This is a genomic window from Novosphingobium sp. LASN5T (assembly GCF_003856955.1).
Classification (GTDB): Bacteria; Pseudomonadota; Alphaproteobacteria; order Sphingomonadales; family Sphingomonadaceae; genus Novosphingobium.
Window position 1 is genome coordinate 42,646 of the sequence record NZ_RQSI01000001.1, and the last position, 17,853, is coordinate 60,498.

Annotated in this window: 17 protein-coding genes; 11 read left to right on the forward strand and 6 right to left on the reverse strand. The window is 65.6% G+C overall.

Features of this window, described 5'->3' with window-relative positions:
- Window positions 1-38: 38 nt before the first annotated feature.
- Entirely contained in the window at window positions 39-1,280 is a 1,242-nt protein-coding gene (locus EH199_RS00240) for a site-specific integrase (RefSeq protein ID WP_070156537.1), read from the reverse strand.
- A 154-nt stretch (window positions 1,281-1,434) separates the two neighbouring features.
- On the reverse strand, window positions 1,435-2,079 hold the full coding sequence (locus EH199_RS00245) for a RadC family protein (RefSeq protein WP_124807288.1): 645 nt from the start codon (window positions 2,077-2,079) through the stop codon (window positions 1,435-1,437).
- Window positions 2,080-2,171: 92 nt separating this feature from the next.
- On the opposite strand from EH199_RS00245, the gene EH199_RS00250 reads away from it, so the two are divergent.
- The 8 genes from EH199_RS00250 (at window position 2,172) to EH199_RS00285 (ending at window position 8,954) form a co-directional block, all read left to right on the forward strand.
- Window positions 2,172-5,441 (forward strand): YdbH domain-containing protein, encoded by a 3,270-nt coding sequence (locus tag EH199_RS00250; protein WP_124807289.1) that lies wholly within the window; start codon window positions 2,172-2,174, stop codon window positions 5,439-5,441.
- Window positions 5,438-5,719 carry a YnbE family lipoprotein gene (locus EH199_RS00255; RefSeq protein WP_190287033.1) on the forward strand — a complete coding sequence of 94 codons (282 nt, stop codon included), beginning with the start codon at window positions 5,438-5,440 and terminating at the stop codon, window positions 5,717-5,719. The genes EH199_RS00250 and EH199_RS00255 overlap by 4 nt, the downstream gene beginning before the upstream one ends.
- Before the next feature lie 2 nt (window positions 5,720-5,721).
- Window positions 5,722-6,129, forward strand: a complete 408-nt coding sequence (locus tag EH199_RS00260) for a YdbL family protein (RefSeq protein ID WP_124807290.1) — start codon at window positions 5,722-5,724, stop codon at window positions 6,127-6,129.
- A gap of 221 nt (window positions 6,130-6,350) precedes the next feature.
- Window positions 6,351-6,668, forward strand: coding sequence for an AtpZ/AtpI family protein (locus EH199_RS00265; protein WP_124807291.1), 318 nt, complete (start codon window positions 6,351-6,353; stop codon window positions 6,666-6,668).
- Between the two features lie 43 nt (window positions 6,669-6,711).
- A complete protein-coding gene (locus tag EH199_RS00270) occupies window positions 6,712-7,494 on the forward strand; it encodes a F0F1 ATP synthase subunit A (protein ID WP_124807292.1) in 783 nt (260 codons plus the stop codon).
- Between the two features lie 96 nt (window positions 7,495-7,590).
- Entirely contained in the window at window positions 7,591-7,818 is a 228-nt protein-coding gene (locus EH199_RS00275; RefSeq protein ID WP_022677864.1) for a F0F1 ATP synthase subunit C, read from the forward strand.
- Window positions 7,819-7,900: 82 nt separating this feature from the next.
- Complete coding sequence (locus EH199_RS00280; protein ID WP_124807293.1) at window positions 7,901-8,395, forward strand: ATPase; 495 nt, start codon at window positions 7,901-7,903, stop codon at window positions 8,393-8,395.
- A complete protein-coding gene (locus EH199_RS00285; protein ID WP_124807294.1) occupies window positions 8,388-8,954 on the forward strand; it encodes a hypothetical protein in 567 nt (188 codons plus the stop codon). Before EH199_RS00280 ends, EH199_RS00285 begins: the two co-directional genes overlap by 8 nt.
- Before the next feature lie 86 nt (window positions 8,955-9,040).
- On the opposite strand, the gene EH199_RS00290 is transcribed toward EH199_RS00285, so the two are convergent.
- The 3 genes from EH199_RS00290 to rpsA all read right to left on the reverse strand — a co-directional run bounded on the left by EH199_RS00290 (window position 9,041) and on the right by rpsA (window position 12,684).
- Window positions 9,041-10,072, reverse strand: a complete 1,032-nt coding sequence (locus EH199_RS00290; protein ID WP_124807295.1) for a LacI family DNA-binding transcriptional regulator — start codon at window positions 10,070-10,072, stop codon at window positions 9,041-9,043.
- A gap of 29 nt (window positions 10,073-10,101) precedes the next feature.
- Entirely contained in the window at window positions 10,102-10,866 is a 765-nt protein-coding gene (gene gloB, locus EH199_RS00295; protein ID WP_124807644.1) for a hydroxyacylglutathione hydrolase, read from the reverse strand.
- A 117-nt stretch (window positions 10,867-10,983) separates the two neighbouring features.
- Window positions 10,984-12,684, reverse strand: coding sequence for a 30S ribosomal protein S1 (rpsA, locus tag EH199_RS00300; RefSeq protein ID WP_124807296.1), 1,701 nt, complete (start codon window positions 12,682-12,684; stop codon window positions 10,984-10,986).
- A gap of 461 nt (window positions 12,685-13,145) precedes the next feature.
- On the opposite strand from rpsA, the gene EH199_RS00305 reads away from it, so the two are divergent.
- The gene (locus EH199_RS00305; RefSeq protein ID WP_124807297.1) at window positions 13,146-13,679 is read left to right on the forward strand and encodes a GNAT family N-acetyltransferase; all 534 of its coding nucleotides are present in this window, start codon (window positions 13,146-13,148) and stop codon (window positions 13,677-13,679) included.
- A gap of 770 nt (window positions 13,680-14,449) precedes the next feature.
- On the opposite strand, the gene EH199_RS00310 is transcribed toward EH199_RS00305, so the two are convergent.
- A complete protein-coding gene (locus tag EH199_RS00310; RefSeq protein WP_124807298.1) occupies window positions 14,450-15,880 on the reverse strand; it encodes a Mur ligase family protein in 1,431 nt (476 codons plus the stop codon).
- Between the two features lie 111 nt (window positions 15,881-15,991).
- Here EH199_RS00310 and EH199_RS00315 point away from each other — a divergent pair, with 111 nt between their 5' ends.
- Window positions 15,992-16,825, forward strand: coding sequence for an LD-carboxypeptidase (locus EH199_RS00315; RefSeq protein WP_124807299.1), 834 nt, complete (start codon window positions 15,992-15,994; stop codon window positions 16,823-16,825).
- 47 nt (window positions 16,826-16,872) lie between these two features.
- On the forward strand, window positions 16,873-17,808 hold the full coding sequence (fabD, locus tag EH199_RS00320; RefSeq protein WP_124807300.1) for an ACP S-malonyltransferase: 936 nt from the start codon (window positions 16,873-16,875) through the stop codon (window positions 17,806-17,808).
- Window positions 17,809-17,853: the final 45 nt, after the last annotated feature.

Consider the following 17,853-nt stretch of genomic DNA (forward strand, 5'->3'; position numbering starts at 1 on the left):
ACTGATCTGTGTGGAAGCGCCCCGGCAGCGGGAGCCTTTCAGGCTGCCAGCCGGAGCGCCTTGCGAGCGAGAAGCGCCGTCACGAACTTATCCCATCTTTTCATTCCGGCACGCTTTTCAGGCATATAATTCCAGCGATCGTAGCTCTTCGAGCTCACGTCCTGAAGCGTGTGATTTTGAAGCCGGTCGCGGATTTCCTTGGAGACGCCAGCCTTACCCGCCAATGTCTTCCAGGTTCGCCTGAGGTCGCGATTGGTCACGTCGGGAATGACGCCGCGCTCTCGCACTCGCCACATAAACGAATAGAGAGTACCATGTGCGACTGGTTTGCTCGGGTCGGTTGCCGAAGGAAAAAACCAGCCGTATTCGTTAGGCGTGATGCTTTCCAGCAGCTCGACCGCGATCGAGGGAAGCGGGATTGCGTGCGCCTTCGTGTTCTTGGTCTTTGACCAATCGAGGATTTGCTCCTTTCGATCATACTGACTGACATGGAGCCGAGCGATCTCCTCGACGCGCTGGCCGGTCAGCATGAGCAAGCGGACCGCTCTGAGATATGGGGGATGCACAGGTGCATCGGGACATTCCAGCCATTTGTAGAGGCGCACGTATTCCTCCTCGGTCAGCCACCTCGTACCAACCACCTTCGGCTCAGTCGGGATGTCTGCAGCCGGATTAAAGGTCAGGCGAAAGCGACGTGGCGAGGCGCTTCGATAATCGTTTTCAGATTTCAAACCCCAGGAGAACGCCGAGCGGATGTAGCTGCGGACATGGTCCGCCATCGATCGCTTTCCTCGATCATAGATGGGTCGGATCACTCCTAACACATCCTCCGGCAGGATTTCCCGAGCTAGCCGATTTCGCCCGAGCGTATCCGCGATCTTGTTCAGCCCCTTTTTGGCTTCCTTCCAAGATGGCTTTCCAGCGTCCTTCAACGCATCCGTATAAGCTTCGAACAGGTCGGCCACCGTCCCGGGTCGGGAGTCGCCTGCGACCTTGATGCTGCTGCCCCGCTGGATCGGAAGCGCATAGTCTCGCTCGAAAATCTTGCGCGCATTTGCCAGCGAAAGCGACGGGTACTCGCCGACCTTCGACTTGATGCGCTTTTTGTCCCTCCACTGGACCGCGTACCAGACCGCTGTAACGCGCTTTGGCATCGGCTTGAGAATCAGCGTCAACCGACCTGTGCCGTGGCCCTCCCCGTCAGGGAGGCTCCTCTCTCTTCGATTGGCTTCGGCAAGTTTAATCGCCTGTCTGATCTCGCCATCTGTCAAAGCTACCACGGGTCATTCCTACGCTGGGGACGGCTCTAAAACTGGGGCCGTAAAGTGGGGGCGGTTAACGTCCATACCCCCAAGAATTGCCACATAACCGTCCCCTGTCAATAGAGATAAAAAACCGCGAAAATGCGCGGTAATGCGCTAGGGTGTGCTGGGGTCAAAATGACCAAGTGGGGTGGTTGTGGACGAGGATCAGCGCGGCCGCGCCGATGTCCAGCGCCTTGTGGATAATCTCGCGCGGATGGATCGCGGCCTCGTCGATGGTGCCTTCGCTGACAAGGTCATCGAGGATCAGGCGGTTGCGCGTATCGAGATAGAGCGCGCGGACCCGTTCGCGCCGTAGATGCGCCATGTCGATATGTAGATAGTCCAGCAGGGCCTGCCAGCTTCCCAGCACGGGCTGCTCCTGCACCTGCTTCCGCGCCATGCGCCGCGCCGCGATGCCGGCTATGCGGAGCGCGGCGGCGGCGGTTTCCCCGACGCCGGGCGTAGCCTGCAAGGCGCGGGGATCGGCGTTGAACACGGCGGCGAGCGAACCGAACCGCTTGAGCAGCATCCTCGCGAGGGGCTTAACGTCACGCCGGGGGATCGCCGCCATCAGCAGGTATTCGACCAGTTCGTGATCGGCGAGCGCATCATCGCCCCCCTCCAGCAAACGCTCACGCAGCCGGGCGCGGTGGCCGCTGGGATCATGCGCCGCTTCGCGCACGCGGTCTTCCGAAGTGTGATCATCGCCGCTCCGGACCATCTTTCGGGTCCGTTCCGGCACCTGTTCACCAAAGAGACCGGGTTCGTCGTTCATGAAGGGTCCGCGCGGGCACCTTTCGCTGTTCGCGGCGTTGTGGCCGGAACAGTGCATTGCCTAAGCCGCGGCAGTGCGCAAGAAGGGGCGGAATGGCGGATAGGACCGATTTGGCGGACGGCGTTGCGGCCGATGGCTCCGGGTTGGGGAGCGAGGCCGGGAACGGCGGCTATGCGCCGTCGCTGGTGCGCCGTCGGCGGTTGCGCCGCGCGGCGCTGGCGACGCTTGGCGTCATCGGTGTGGCCGGAGGCGGCCTTTGGCTGGCGCGCGAACCCCTTGCCGACCGCTTGATCGCCAGCCAGCTTGCCCAGACCGGCCTGCCCGCGACATACGAGATCGAGACCATCGGCGGTCGCACGCAAGTCCTGCGCAACATCGTGATCGGCGATCCGCGCAAGCCGGATTTGACCGTCGATCGGATGGAAGTACGCATGGCCTATGGCCTGCGCGGCGCGCGCATCGGCGGGATCACGCTAATCCGCCCCCGGCTCTATGGCCGGCATCATGCCAACAAGCTGAGTTTCGGAGCGCTCGACAAGCTGTTGTTCGGTCCGTCCAGCGGCGAACCGTTCCGGCTGCCCGATTATGATCTTCAGGTGGTGGACGCCCGCGGGCTGATCGACAGCGATTATGGCCGGCTGGCGTTCAAAGCCGACGGCGCCGGCGCGCTGCGCGACGGGTTTGCCGGAACGATCGCGGCGCTTGTGCCCGAAGCGCATATCGGTGGCTGCGCGCTGGGCCGTGCGAGCCTCTACGGGCGGGTGGTAATCGAAGGCGAGCGTCCGCGGTTTTCGGGTCCGTTGCGGCTTGCGGGGGCACAGTGCGTGGAGCAGGGCGCGGCCCTGGGCGCGGCCACGGTGCAGGTCGACGCGCGGGCGGATCGCGATTTCGCCGGCGCCACCGTGCAGGCCAAGCTGCGCAGCGGAGCGCTGGCCCTGCCATCGGCGCAGGCCGATGCGCTGACCTTCGATGCGGCGATGGCCTATCGCAACGGGATGCTTTCGGGGCGGCTGGTGGGCAATGCCGGCGGGGTTCACGCTCCGGGCGCGACGGTTGCACTGCTCGGGCTGGACGGACTGGTGCGGACGCGCGATGGTTTTCGCACCGTGGAGTTCCGCGGCAATGTGGACGGGAAGGGCTTGCGTCAGGGGCCGGCGCTCGACGCGGGTCTCGCTTCGGCCGAGGCATCGTCCACTGGCACGCTGATCGCGCCGATGGTGGCGCAGGTGCGGCAGGCTTTGCGGCGCGAGGAGCGCGGCAGCCGCATCGCTGGCCAGCTTCACTATCGACAGGAAGGCGACCGGTGGTCGTTCGTGGTGCCAGAAGCGCGGTTGCGCGGGGGCAGTGGCGCTTCACTGCTGGAACTGTCGCGCTTTCAGGTCACCGGCGAACCGCGAGGGTTGCCGCGCATCGCCGGGAACTTCGCCACCGGTGGTGTGGGATTGCCCCGCATCGAGGGTGTGATGGAGCGCGGCGCGGCCGGTGGCGCGCTGTTCCGCCTGACGATGGCCGAATACCACGCGGGCGGCGGCGCGCTGGCCATTCCGCAGATGTCGCTGGCGCAGGTTTCCGACGGTTCACTGGGCTTTTCCGGCACGGCCCGGCTTTCCGGCGCGATACCGGGCGGATCGGCCCGCAATCTGGAACTGCCCGTGCAGGGCGCCTTTTCGGCCCGGGGCGAACTGGCGCTCTATCGCCATTGCATCACCCCGCGTTTTGACGGGCTGACGCTGGGCGAAATGGTGCTGGATGGCCGCGCGATAACAGTCTGCCCGCAGTCCGGCGGCGCAATCGTGCGCAACGGGGCGGGGGGCTTGCGCGTTGCGCTGGGCGTGGCCGCGCTCGCCCTGACCGGCAGGCTGGGCGAAACGCCGCTGAGCATCCAGTCGGGGCCGGTCGGCTTCGCCTGGCCGGGAACGGTGACGGCGCGCGCGCTCGATGTGGCGTTGGGGCCGCCTGAGGAGGCGACGCGGTTCCATCTCGCCGATCTGACGGCCCGGGCGGGCAAGGACTTCGCCGGCACGTTCGGCGGCGTGGACGCGCGGCTGGCGGCGGTGCCGATGGACCTGACCAACGCGGCGGGGGCTTGGCGCTATGCCGATGGCACGCTGACGCTCTCGGGTGCGCGCTTCGACCTGACCGACCGCCTGAGGCCAACCCGCTTCGAGCGGATGGTAGCCCGCGACGCGACGCTGACCCTGCACGACAATCGAATCGATGCGGACGCGGTGCTGCGCGAGCCCAAGTCCGACCGTACGGTGACGCGCGCGGTGATTCGCCACGATCTGTCCGACAGTTCGGGCCATGCCGACCTGCTGGTCGATGGCCTGCGCTTCGACAAGGCGATGCAACCCGATGCGCTGACGCGGATGGCGCTGGGCGTGATCGCCAATGTCGAAGGCACGGTGACAGGCAGGGGCCGGATCGACTGGAACGCGCGCGGCGTGACCAGTTCGGGCCGCTTCTCCAGCAGCGGGCTTGATCTGGCCGCCGCCTTCGGACCCGCGCGCGGGCTGGCGGGGACGGTCGAGTTCACCGACCTGCTCAACATGGTCACCGCGCCCAACCAGACCTTGCGGGTGGCCGCGATCAACCCGGGCATCGAAGTGAATGACGGCGTCGTCGTCTTCGCGATGGAGCCGGGGCAGGTGCTCAAGCTGCACAGCGCGACCTGGCCGTTCCTCGGCGGCAAGCTGAGCCTCGAACCCACCGTGATGCGCGTGGGCGTGGCCGAGACACGGCGCTATACCCTGGTGATCGAAGGGCTGGACGCGGCGAAGTTCCTCGAGCGCATGGAACTGGGCAACCTGGCGGCCACCGGCACCTTCGACGGGCGGATGCCGTTGGTGTTCGACGACAACGGCGGGCGCATCGAAGCGGGCAACCTGGTTTCGCGCGAGCCGGGCGGCAACGTCTCCTACGTCGGAGCGCTGACTTACAAGGACCTGTCGGCGATGGGTAATTTCGCGTTCGAGGCGCTGAAATCCATCGACTACAAGACCATGACGATCGGGATGCGGGGCGATCTCGCGGGCGAGATCGTCACCAATGTGCGCTTCGGCGGCGTCAAGCAGGGCATCGGCACGCGCCAGAATTTCCTGACGCGGCAGGTCGCGGGCCTGCCGATCCAGTTCAACGTCAACATCCGCGCGCCGTTCTACCGGCTCGTCACCTCGGCCAAGTCGCTCTACGACCCCAACTACGTCCAGGACCCGCGCACGCTGGGTCTGGTCGACGCGCAGGGGCGGGCGGTGCGGCGGCTTACCAACAATACCGGGACCGGCGGTGCCGGTTCCAGCACCATCGGGCCGGCGGTATCCGGCACCGGCATTCAGCGTCCAGAAAGCGGGAACCTGCCATGAGAAGCTCCGAATTGACCCTGCCTGCGCGCTCTGCGAAACGTTCGTCCATGGATGAACGGATCGACGGGATCAGGGGCAGGATCGGGCAGCGCCTTCTGCGGGTGCTGCCGCTGGTGGGAGCAACGGTGATGACGGCACTGCTGTCGGGCTGCATTTCGGTGAAGGCGCCGGACAAGCCCATCGTCATCGAGCTGAACATCAACATCAAGCAGGAAGTCGTGTACAAGCTCGCGGCGGACGCGGGCAGCACGATCGAGAAGAATCCGGAGATTTTCTGACCATGGCCCGCACAATCGCATCCCGTTTTCGCACGATTTCGCTCGGCGCGGTCCTCGCAGGCGCGGCGCTGGCTGCCGCTCTGCCCGGCACGGCCTTGGCCCAGCGCGATCCTGCCTATGCCGCCGCGCGCGCAGCGGGGCAGGTGGGCGAGAAGGCCGACGGTTATCTCGGCTATGTCACCACGCCCAGCCCGGCGCTGCGCGCGGTGATCGAGGACATCAACATCAAGCGCAAGGCGGTCTATGCCGACAAGGCCAAGGCCAAGGGCGCGACGGTGGAGGAATACGCGCTCACTTCCGGCTGCCTGCTGGTGGCGCAGACCACGCCTGGCGAAAAGTACCAGGCGCCGGACGGAAGCTGGCAGACGCGCACCGGCGCGCCGCCGATGCGCGATCCCCGCTGCCCCTGATTCCAGCGCTGTTTCCGGCCGACTTGACCGGGAACGCTCTCCAGGCTCGGGATTCCGCTCTGTGCGGTGGCCCCGTGCAACCGTATGCATAGACCTTGGTCAGAGCGGTTGCGGGGCGGTTGACTCACGTATGCCCCCCGCCTAAGGGGACGGCGCCCTCGGCGGGGAGCCGTTGCGCACGTCACGCTTTCGTGCTGGGAATGCCCAGTTGGGAGAATGGCATGAGCGACGAGCAAACCGGGATGGAGCCTGTCGGCGAGGATGCGCGGATCGATACGCTTGAACAGCGGCTGAAAGCTGCTCGCAAGCGGGAGGACGAGCGTATCGCGAAGCCGGCGCCCGAAGAATCCAACGCGAGCTATCGCGAAGGAAACCGGGTGCTGGCGGAACTCATCGGCGGGCTTGCGGGGGGCGCGTTTCTGGGGTGGGTCATCGACCAGTTTGCGGGAACGTCGCCCTGGGGCCTGTTGGTGATGTTGTTTGTGGGCGTGGGTGTCGCCTTCCGCAATATCATCAGGATTTCGAGCCGGCGTCCCTGACAAGGGGCGCTGTTGTTATATGCGATGAGACGGGGTTAAGCGCGTGGCCGAAGGCAAGGTCGATCCGGTTCACCAGTTCACTATCGAGCCGCTTTTCGGCACCGATCACTGGAGCATCGCGGGTTACAACATCGCTTTCACCAATTCGGCGCTGTGGATGGCGATCACGGCCATCGTGCTGCTGGTGTTCGTCGGTGGCGGCGCCAAGCGCCAGCTGGTTCCGGGCCGCTGGCAGATGGCGGTGGAAGGGCTGACCGGCTTTGTCGACAACCTGCTGAAGTCCAATATTGGCCCCGCCGGTCGCAAGTATCTGCCCTACGTCTTCTCGCTGTTCACCTTCATCCTGTTCGCCAACCTGCTGGGCCTGCTGCCGCTGGCGCTGGTCGGCCTGCACCCGTTCACCGCCACCAGCCACTTCACGGTGACCGGCGTGCTGGCGATCCTCAGCTTCTCGATCGTGCTGATCGTCGGCTTCGCCAAGCATGGCCTGCACTTCTTCTCGCTGTTCGTGCCGCACGGTACGCCGGTCCTGATGATCCCGATCATTTTCCCGATCGAGCTGATCTCGTTCATGGTGCGTCCGTTTTCGCTCGGCCTGCGTCTTTTCGTCGCGATGATGGCGGGGCACGTGCTGCTCGAAGTGCTGTCGGGCTTCGTCATTTCGGGCACCAACGCCGGTGCGCTGACCTTCGGCATCGCCGCGCTGCCCAGCTTCCTGCTGATGATCGGCATCTGCGCGCTGGAACTGCTGGTCGCGGGCATCCAGGCTTATGTGTTTGCCCTGCTGACCTGCGTTTATCTGAACGACGCGGAAAACCTGCACTGAGTTTTGAAATTTCGTGCCGGGCCTTTGCCCGGTTGTTTTGCCGAATATTTTAGGCGCAACTTTTCCACTACGGATCTGAAAGAGGGAGTTTTTATCATGGACGCACAGAGCGCGAAGCTTCTCGGCGCTGGTCTTGCCGCCATCGGTGCTGGCCTTGCATCGCTGGGCGTGGGCAACGTCTTCGCCAAGTTCCTCGAAGGTGCGCTGCGCAACCCCGGTGCCGCTGACGGCCAGCAGGGCCGCCTGTTCATCGGCTTCGCCGCCGCGGAACTTCTCGGCCTGCTTTCGTTCGTCGTTGCCATGATCCTGATCTTCGTCGCCTGATCGCGACGACGTCAGTCATTACGAACGAATGTTGATGGAACGACCGGGGTTCGCCCCGGTCGTATGATGCGCGGACCGACCGATGCCTCAAATCGCACAGCTTGCCACCACCTATGCCAGCCAGGTTTTCTGGCTGCTGGTGTTTTTCGGCCTGATCTTCTTCGTCATCGGCCGCGGCATGGTGCCCAAGGTCATGGCGACCGTCGACCAGCGCGACAAGCAGATCGCCGATGACCTTTCCGCCGCCGAGGCTGCAAGGGCTGCCGCCGACGCCGAGGAAGAGGCATGGCGCGTGCAGGAAAACAAGCGGCGCGCCGAAGCGCAGGCGCTGATCGCTACGGCCAAGGCCGAAGCCGCCAGCACCACGCAGGCGAGCCTCGATGTCGCATCCGGCAAGATCGAGCAGACGGTTTCGGCCGCCGAAGCCCGCATCGCCACCGCGCGCGACGCTGCGCTGACCGAGATCGAAGGCGTTGCCGCATCGGCCGCGCAGGACATCGTCAGCCGCCTTGCCGGCCTTTCGGTTTCGGCCGAACAGGCGCAGGGCGCGGTGAAGGGAGTGCTGGCCAATGGCTAATGCAGAAGCCGCGCACGGCGAACTGACCGCCGGCGTCGAACAGCCGCATGGCGAGGCGCATGGCGAAGAACCGACCGTCGCCGGTCTGGGCGCCGGATGGTTCGTGGCGCTGGCCATGTTCGTGTTCCTTCTTATCCTCGTGTGGAAGAAGGTGCCGGGCCTGATCGTCGGCGGTCTCGACAAGCAGATCGTCGCCATCCGCAAGCAGTTGGACGAAGCGAAGGCGCTGCGCGCCGAAGCCGAAGCGCTGCGCGCCGAATATTCGGCCAAGATCGCCAATGCCGAAAAGGACGCGGCCTCCATGCTGGAGCACGCCCGCCACGAAGCCACGGCGATCGTTGCCAAGGCCGAAGCCGATACGCGCGATGTGATCGCCCGGCGCGAGAAGATGGCGGCCGACAAGATCGCCGCGGCTGAACGCGCTGCGGTGGAGGATCTGCGCGCCAGGGCCGCATCCGCCGCCGCCGCCGCCGCCGGTCAACTCATCGCTGGCCATCATGGCGCGGACGCCGACAAGGCATTGGTGAACAGCGCGATCGCGGGGCTCGCTACGCACTGAGCGCGGTCTTCGAAGCCTTACGCTTGAAAAGGCCCCTTCCGCCGGTCGCGGGAGGGGCCTTTTCTATTCCGGCCAATTACGCGATGTCAGGCCCGCGTCGAACCGCGCACGACGAGCCGCACGGGAACGCGCCGCGCGGAACCTTCCTCGCCATTGATCATCGCCAGCAGGCGATCGACCAGCAGCGTGCCGGCGGTCTGGAAATCGGGTTCGATCGTGGTGAGCGGGGGTGAGGACCACGCCCCGGCGCGGATGCCGTCGAACCCCACCACGCCCACGTCTTCGGGCACGCGCACGCCGCGCGCGGTCAGTTCCTTGAGCGCGCCCAGCGCCATCTCGTCGCACACCGCGAAGATGCCGTCGAATGCCGCGCCGGATTCGACCAGCCGGGCGGCGGCGCGCCGGCCCTGCTCTTCGCGCGGGAGGCCGCTTTCGATATGTTCGAGGCGCGGTTCCAGCCCGGCATTGTCCATTGCCTGGGCATAGCCTTCGTAGCGTTCGATGAACTGCCGCTGGGGCGAGGTGAGTGAGCCGATGCAGACGATACGGGTATAATCGCGCACCAGCATGTGGCGCGTCGCCAGCGTGGCGCCCGAAAGGTTATCGCTGCGCACCCATGCGAAATCATCGCGCGGCGCGCCCCAGCAGACCCAGTGCGTTCCTTCCGGTAGCTTGCCGAAATAATCCCACGCGGCGGCGTTGGAGGTCGTGCCGATCACAATCAGGCCATCCGCCTTGCGCCGTTCCTGATAGTGGCCCCAGAAGTTGTCCGGCCCGTCCTGGAAGGACACCAGCACTTCATAGCCGCGCGCCGAAGCGGCGGCGCAGGCGCTGCCCAGCAGCGAATAGTAGAATGGATTGATGTCCTTCCGGTCCTGCCCCGGTCGGCAGATCAGCACGATCGCCAGCGTCCCCGTGCGGCCCCGGCGCAGGCGCGCGGCGTTCTCGTCCACCTGGTAGTTCAGCTTGCGCGCGGCTTCGGCCACGCGCAGCCGCGTCGGTTCGCTGATCGAGGGATCGCCCGCCAGCGCGCGGCTGACCGTGGACTGGCTGACCCCCGCCGCTTCGGCGACGTCAAACGACGTGATGCGCGGCGGACGCTTCGCGGTTCCGGTCATCGTCTGTATGCCCCCCTGTATGCCGTCCGTCAGCGGAACGTGTCCTTCGCGGTCCGTAGCGCCGCGAACGTCGCCACCGCGTCGCCACCGCCCCAGCGGGCCTGCACGGCGGGATCGTCGGCGCGCAGGAAGGGATTGGTGGCGAGTTCCCGGTCAAGCCGAGCGGGCACGGTGGGCCGGCCATCGGCGCGCAGGCGTTCGATCTCGGCCGCGTAGTCCCGCAGCGCGGCATTGTCCGGATCGGCATGGAGCGCGAAGCGGGCGTTGGAGGCGGTATATTCATGGGCGCAGCAGATTGCCGTTTCGGGCGGCAGCGTCTTCAGGCGCGAGAGACTGTCCCAGAACTGTGGCGCCGTCCCCTCGAACATCCGCCCGCAGCCGAGCGCGAACAGGGAATCGCCGACGAAGGCGGTCTGCGCGCCGGGCACGTAATAGGCCACATGGCCCAGGGTGTGGCCGCCCACATCGATGACCGAAGCCTCCCACGCGCCGAGGCGCACCACGTCGCCATGGCCAACCGTGCGATCGACGCCGGCGATCTTCGCCGCATCGCCCGCCGGCGCGGTGATCGTGCAGCCCGTCGCAGCCTTGATCGCCTCGTTGCCGCCGGCATGGTCCGGATGCCAGTGCGTGGTCCATATCTGGGTGATCGTCCATCCCCGCGCCGCCGCCTCGCGCAGATAGACGTCGGCTTCCGGCGTATCGATGCACACCGTCTCGCCGCTGGCGGGATCGTGCAGCAGATAGCCGTAATTGTCTGTGAGGCAGGGGAACTGGTGAATCTGGAGGGGCATCATCTCTCACTCGCGGTCGCGGGGCGTCGGGAACCCTAGCCTTTGCGGCCGCACAAAGCAAAAGCCCGCCCGGATCGCTCCGGACGGGCCTTTGGGTTGCTTGCTTCTAAGCGTTGCTTAGCTGCGGTTCTTCAGCGCTTCGCCGAGGATGTCGCCCAGCGACGCACCCGAATCCGACGAACCGTACTGTTCGACCGCTTCCTTCTCTTCGGCCAGCTGGCGGGCCTTGACCGAGAAGTTCGGCTTCTTCGAACGATCGAAGCCGGTGACCATGGCATCGAGCTTCTGGCCGACCTGGAAGCGATCCGGACGCTGTTCGTCGCGGTCGCGGCCGAGGTCCGAACGCTTGATGAAGCCGGTCGAGCCGTCTTCGCCAGCCTGCACTTCGAGGCCGCCATCGCGGACTTCCAGAACGGTGACGGTGACGACTTCGCCACGGCGCAGCGAACCGGTGTTGCCGCCGGTGGCCGGAGCGCCCTTTTCAAGCTGCTTCATGCCCAGGCTGATGCGTTCCTTCTCGACATCGACGTCGAGAACCACGGCCGAAACCTGCTCGCCCTTGCGGTGCAGCGCCAGCGCGTCTTCGCCCGAGATGCCCCAAGCGATGTCCGACATGTGAACCATGCCGTCCACGTCGCCATCGAGGCCGATGAACAGACCGAACTCGGTCGCGTTCTTGACTTCGCCTTCCACGGTCGAACCGACCGGGTGCTTTTCGGCAAAGGCTTCCCACGGGTTCTGCTGGGCCTGCTTGAGGCCGAGCGAGATGCGGCGCTTGTCGCTGTCGACTTCCAGCACCATGACGTCGACTTCCTGGCTCGTCGAAACGATCTTGCCGGGGTGGACGTTCTTCTTGGTCCACGACATTTCCGAAACGTGGACGAGGCCTTCGATGCCCGCTTCCAGTTCCACGAACGCGCCGTATTCGGTGATGTTGGTGACGGTGCCGCGCAGCTTCGCGCCGACCGGGTACTTGGCGGCAACGCCATCCCACGGATCGCTTTCAAGCTGCTTCATGCCCAGGCTGATACGCTGCGTATCCTGGTTGATGCGGATGATCTGGACGCGCACGGTATCGCCGATGGCGATCACTTCGCTGGGGTGGTTGACGCGCTTGTAGCTCATGTCGGTGACATGGAGCAGGCCGTCGATGCCGCCGAGGTCCACGAACGCACCGTAATCGGTGATGTTCTTGACCACGCCGTCGATGATCTGGCCTTCCTTCAGGTTCTGGATCAGGCCCGAACGCTGTTCGGCGCGGGTTTCTTCCAGCACCGCGCGGCGCGAGACGACGATATTGCCGCGGCGGCGGTCCATCTTGAGGATCTGGAACGGCTGCGGCACGTCCATCAGCGGGGTGACGTCGCGCACGGGGCGGATGTCGACCTGGCTGCCGGGCAGGAAGGCCACGGCGCCGTCGAGATCGACGGTGAAGCCGCCCTTCACGCGGCCGAAGATCACGCCTTCAACGCGCTTGCCTTCGCCGAATTCGGATTCGAGTTTGTCCCACGCGGCTTCGCGGCGGGCGCGGTCGCGCGACAGCATGGCTTCGCCGTCGGCGTTTTCGACGCGGTCGACATAGACTTCGACTTCGTCACCGACCTTCAGGCCATGGGCCTGGCCGGGGGCGGCGAATTCGCGCAGCGCGACGCGGCCTTCGCTCTTGAGGCCGACGTCGATAACGGCCTTGTCGTTTTCGATCGCGGTGACGGTGCCCTTGACGACGCGGCCTTCAAAGCCGCCATTGCCGGCAGCGCCGAGCGATTCGTCGAGCAGCGCGGCGAAATCGTCGCGCGTGGGAGTTGCCGTAGAGGCCATTCAGTTACGTCCTAATCTTACGGTTTTTCCGGCCAGGCGGTTGAGTCCGCCGGTCTTTCACACCGGAGCATATCCGGGGCTAAGGGCCGAACCGTCCCCCGGACCGGATGTCGCGGGGAACATTCCAAAAGCGCTTGCGAACCATTGGAACGGTCGCGCGCCTAGACCAATCGCTGTGGAAAAGCAAGCATAACGGGATCGTCGGAGGCATGACCGGCGGGCGGACGTGCCTGTGGCGAGCCCTGTCGCGCGAGTAGAGCATCGGCGCGCTCCATGTAATCGCGGTCATAGACTAAAGTCTTATGTTTTTATCGGTGCAATTGCCGCCGCGATAATGGCAATCGGGATGGGCTGGCAATTTGGTGGGAAAAGGTCTTGGGGTTGTCCCAGATCAAAGCCTGCCGTGTTGCGAGTGCTAACAGGCCGCCATTGGCATGGAATGATCCCAAGGAGATGCCCTGATGACTGGCACGACATTGCCCGGACTTGCGGAAACGACCGAAATGACCACGCGCGATGGCGTGGTGCTGTCGATCCGGCCCGCCTTTGCCGAGGACGAACCGGCGCTGGAAGAATTCTTCGACAAGGTGAGCGACGAAGACCGCCGCTTCCGCTTCCTGTCCGCACAGAAGCACGTCGGGCATGAAAAGCTCGAACTGCTGACCCATGTCGATCACTGGAAGACCGAGAGCTTCCTTGGCTTCGACAAGGCGACCGGCGAACTCGTCGCCTCGGCGCTGCTTGCGTGCGACGCGCAGATGGATTGCGGCGAAGTGGCCGTGTCGATCCGCGAGGACTATCGCGGGCGTGGCGTGGCGTGGACGATCCTCGATCATGTCGGCCAGGAAGCGCGCCGCCGCGGCCTGAAGCGCGTGATTTCGATCGAGGACCGCGCCAACCACGCCGCGATCGAACTGGAACGCGAACGCGGCTATAGCGCGCACGCCGTCGATGGCGATCCGCATCTGGTCCTGCTGGAAAAGCGGTTCGACTGACGGCGCGCGTCAGGATCAAGTAAGGAGCCCACGGGTCGCACCGGGGCCAGGAAGCCGGAAGCGCGGGATGCGCTTTCGGCTTCCGCCGTGTTGGGGCGTGGAGAGTGGGCTGATTTGGCTGGTGTGGGTGGTGGTCTTAGTGGGGGCTTTGAGAAGGAACGGATGTTCAGTTTACGGTCCTTGCATCCACTTTTTTGCTGCGATTGCGCCCGTTACGATAAGGACCATAAGACTAATTGGCAATGTTTCGGTGGGAGCCGCGAATAATGGTAGCGGATAGGTGATGCCGTCGAAGTTTACGAGGTGATCAGCGATCAGAAGTGCGGACATCATTATGCACGCTGCCAACGCTAAACCGGGTTTGCGCTTCCAAATCAAAATCACAGGTAAGGGTGTCAAAATCATCGTGTCCAATAGCACGATAAATGGCCATATTATCGGGAGAAATGCATACCACATGGGCATCCACTATCGTGAAGGTGTTAATATCGCGATAGGTTAGCAGTGTCAGCTTTGTTGTCTTGTCAGAAAAGGACCGCGGTTGCAGGAAAGGCGGGGGGTGAAATGTCTTCAAATCTCTATGTCCGTTCGTCCTGAGCTTGTCGAAGGACGCGTGATACGGTCATATCTTGAAACGGCTTGCCACGCGAAGGCCAGCCCCGCGCGCGTCCTTCGACAGGCTCAAGATGAACGGGGCTGGGCAAGCCCAGTGCCCGTCCGCGAGCGAAAATCAACAAACCGGTGTCTGATAATCCCGGCCGCCCGCAGGCTCACCCCAACCGCCCCAGTATCCCCTGCGCGAACTGGCTCAGCGTGTCGTCGCGGGCGCCCATGATGACGACGCGGTCGCCGGGGCGGGCGATTTCCACGATGCGGTCGGCGCAGGCTTCGCGCGCGGGCACGTATTCGGCGTGGCCGCCGTGCGCGCCGATCAGGTGGACGATGCGTTGGCTGCCCTGCGAACGGTCCACGGTGCCGCCGAAATAGACCGGATCGCACAGGATCGTCACGTCGTGGGGGCCGAGCCGGGTGGCCAGCACTTCGGCCAGTTCAGCGCCCATCTGGCGCAGCGGGCCATAGCCGTGGGGCTGGAAGAAGGCGATCACGCGGCCGGGATGCGCTTTCAGCGTCGCCAGCGTGGCGGCGACCTTTTCCGGGTTGTGGCCGAAATCGTCAATCACGGTGACCCCGGAGGGGCTGGTGCCGACGATGTCGAAGCGGCGGGCGAGGCCCGCGAAGGTGGCGAGCGCGGAGACCGCCCGCGCCACCGGCACGCCCGCCGCCGAGGCGCCAGCGATCGCCGCCAGCGCGTTGGCCAGGTTGTGCCGGCCGGGCAGCGCCAGCGAGAGCGCGTGCTGTTCGCCGGTGCGGCGGTCGACCACACTGGCGGCGATGCCGGTGGCGGATTCGATGACGCTGCCGGCCACCACGCCGATCGTCGCGCTTTCGGCAAAGCCGAAGGTGATTGCGTCGCGCGCGCGGGGGAGCAGGGCGCGGCTTTCGGCATCGTCGGCATTGACCACCGCCCGATCGGCGCGGGCGAGGAAATCGCCGAACAGCGCGCGCAGTTCCTCCAGGCTCTTGTGATCGAGGCTGACGTTGTTGAGCACGGCGACGGTGGGGCGATAGAGCGCGATCGAGCCGTCGCTTTCATCCACTTCGGACACGAACAGATCGCCGCCGCCCACGCGCGCGCTGGCGAAGGGCGCGTCCGGCGTGCGGAAGTTTTTCATCACCGCGCCGTTCATGATCGTGGGATCGGCGCCGGTTTCGGTCAGAATCCAGCCGAGCATGCCCGTGACGGTGGACTTGCCGCTGGTGCCGCCGACCGCGATGCGCGTTCCCGTGGCGTTGAACAGCGTGGCGAGCAGGTCCGCCCGGCTCATCCGCGCGCAGCCCAGTTCCTTGGCGCGGACCACTTCGGGCACCGTGTCCTCCACCGCGGCCGAGGCGACCAGCACCTGATCGGCCCGGGCGATCCCGCTGCCGTCCTGCGGGAACAGCGTGAAGCCCAGGCTTTCGAGCCAGCCGAATTTCTCGGGCGTGCGCCCCTGATCGCGGCCCCGGTCCGATCCGGCAACGTCCGCGCCCAACCCCTTGAGGATCAGCGCCAGCGGCAACATGCCCGATCCGCCGATGCCGCAGAAGAACCAGGGATGCGAGGTGAGCGAGGGGCCGGCGGCGGGAATGGAGGCTGTCATGCCCTGCTCGGTATGCCGCCTTGGCGCGCAACTCAACACCGTCATTCCCCACTTCGCCCGAAGGACGAAACGGGCTAGGGCAGGGCGATGCCCTCGCTGCCCGATCGTCCGATGAACAGGATCGCCATCTGCGCGCCGTCCACGCCGTTCACGCGCGAGGATGCGGCGCGCGTTTCCGCGCTGGCGCTGGCGGAGTTTCCGGCACTCGATCTACACTTCCACGATCAGTGCTTCGCCAGCGAAGGTCACTTTGCCGGGCCGGATGCGCTGCGGCTGCGCGCGCTGCTCGAATGCGCCAACGATCCGGCGTTCGATGCGGTGTGGTTCGTGCGCGGCGGCTATGGGGCGAACCGTATCGCGGCCGAGGCGGTGGCAGGCATGACCGACGCGGCGCGGGGCAAGGCTTTCGTCGGCTATTCGGACGGCGGCACGTTGCTCGGCGCGCTCTATCGCGCAAGAATCGGCCATCCGGTCCACGCGCCCATGCCCACCGACATCCGCCGCGCCGGGGGCGAAGCGGCGGTGCGCCGCACGCTGGGCTGGCTCGCGGGATCGGACGCGGGGCTGGAGCCCTCCTTGGGCGAAGCACCCGCCGTGGCGTTCAACCTGATGACCCTGGCGATGATCGCGGGCACGCCCCTGATGCCGGACCTGGCCGGGCATGTGGTGATGGTGGAGGAAGTGGCGGAGCATCACTACGCGGTCGATCGCCTGCTGTTCCATGTGACCGCCCTGCTCGCGCCGATGGGCATTGCCGGGCTGCGGCTCGGCCGGGTGAGCGACGTGCCTGAAAACGACCGTCCGTTTGGCGCCGAACCCGAAGCGATGGCGCGGTACTGGTGCGCAAAGACGGGCATCCGCTTTCTGGGGACGGCCGTCATCGGCCATGACGTCGACAACAGAATCGTGCCGTTCGGGCTTGCCCCCGGCGAGCCACGACAATAGGGCGCGCGCCCGAAGCACTTCGAGACGCGCAGGAGCGGAGACAGGATATGAGAGCTTTCGTTTTCCCGGGGCAGGGCAGCCAGAAGGTCGGCATGGGTGTCGAACTGGCCGAAGCCAGCGCGATTGCGCGCGAAGTGTTCGAGGAAGTGGACGACGCGCTGGGGCAGAAGCTGTTCCAGATCATGCGGGAAGGCCCCGAAGACGCGCTGACCCTGACCGAGAACGCCCAGCCCGCGATCATGGCCAATGCCATCGCCGTGCTGCGCGTGCTGGAAAAGGAAGGCGGCATCGCGCTGGCCGACAAGGCGGACTTCGTCGCGGGGCACAGCCTGGGCGAATATACCGCGCTCTGCGCCGCGGGGGCCTTCAGCCTGGCGGATACCGCGCGCCTGCTCAAACTGCGCGGGCGTTCGATGCAGGCGGCGGTGCCAGTGGGCGTGGGGGCGATGGCCGCGCTGCTGGGCGCCGATATCGAGAAGGCGACGGCGCTGGCCGAAGCGGCGGCCGAAGGAGAGGTCTGCACGGTCGCCAATGACAACGATCCGACGCAGGTGGTCCTTTCCGGTCACAAGGGCGCGATCGACCGGGCCGTGGCGCTGGTCAAGGAACACGGGATCAAGCGCGGCGTGCTGCTGCCGGTGTCCGCGCCGTTCCACTGCCCGCTGATGCAGCCCGCCGCCGACGCCATGGCCGAAGCGCTGGACAAGACCCCGCCCGCCGCGCTGCGCGTGGCCCTGTTCGCCAATGTCACCGCTGCCGTGGTCACCGATCCGGCCGAAGTGAAGCGCCTGCTGGTGGAACAGGTCACCGGCCGCGTGCGCTGGCGCGAAAGCGCGATCGCGATGAGGGACGCGGGCGTCGAACAGTTCGTCGAACTGGGCGGCAAGGTGCTTGGCCCGATGATCAACCGCACGGTGGCGGACGTTTCGGTCACCAGCGTGATCGGCATGGCCGATATAGAGGCGCTGGCGAAGGATTTGTGATTTTGGTTTGATAGGATCGCGCAGAGATCGCAGAGGACGCGGAGG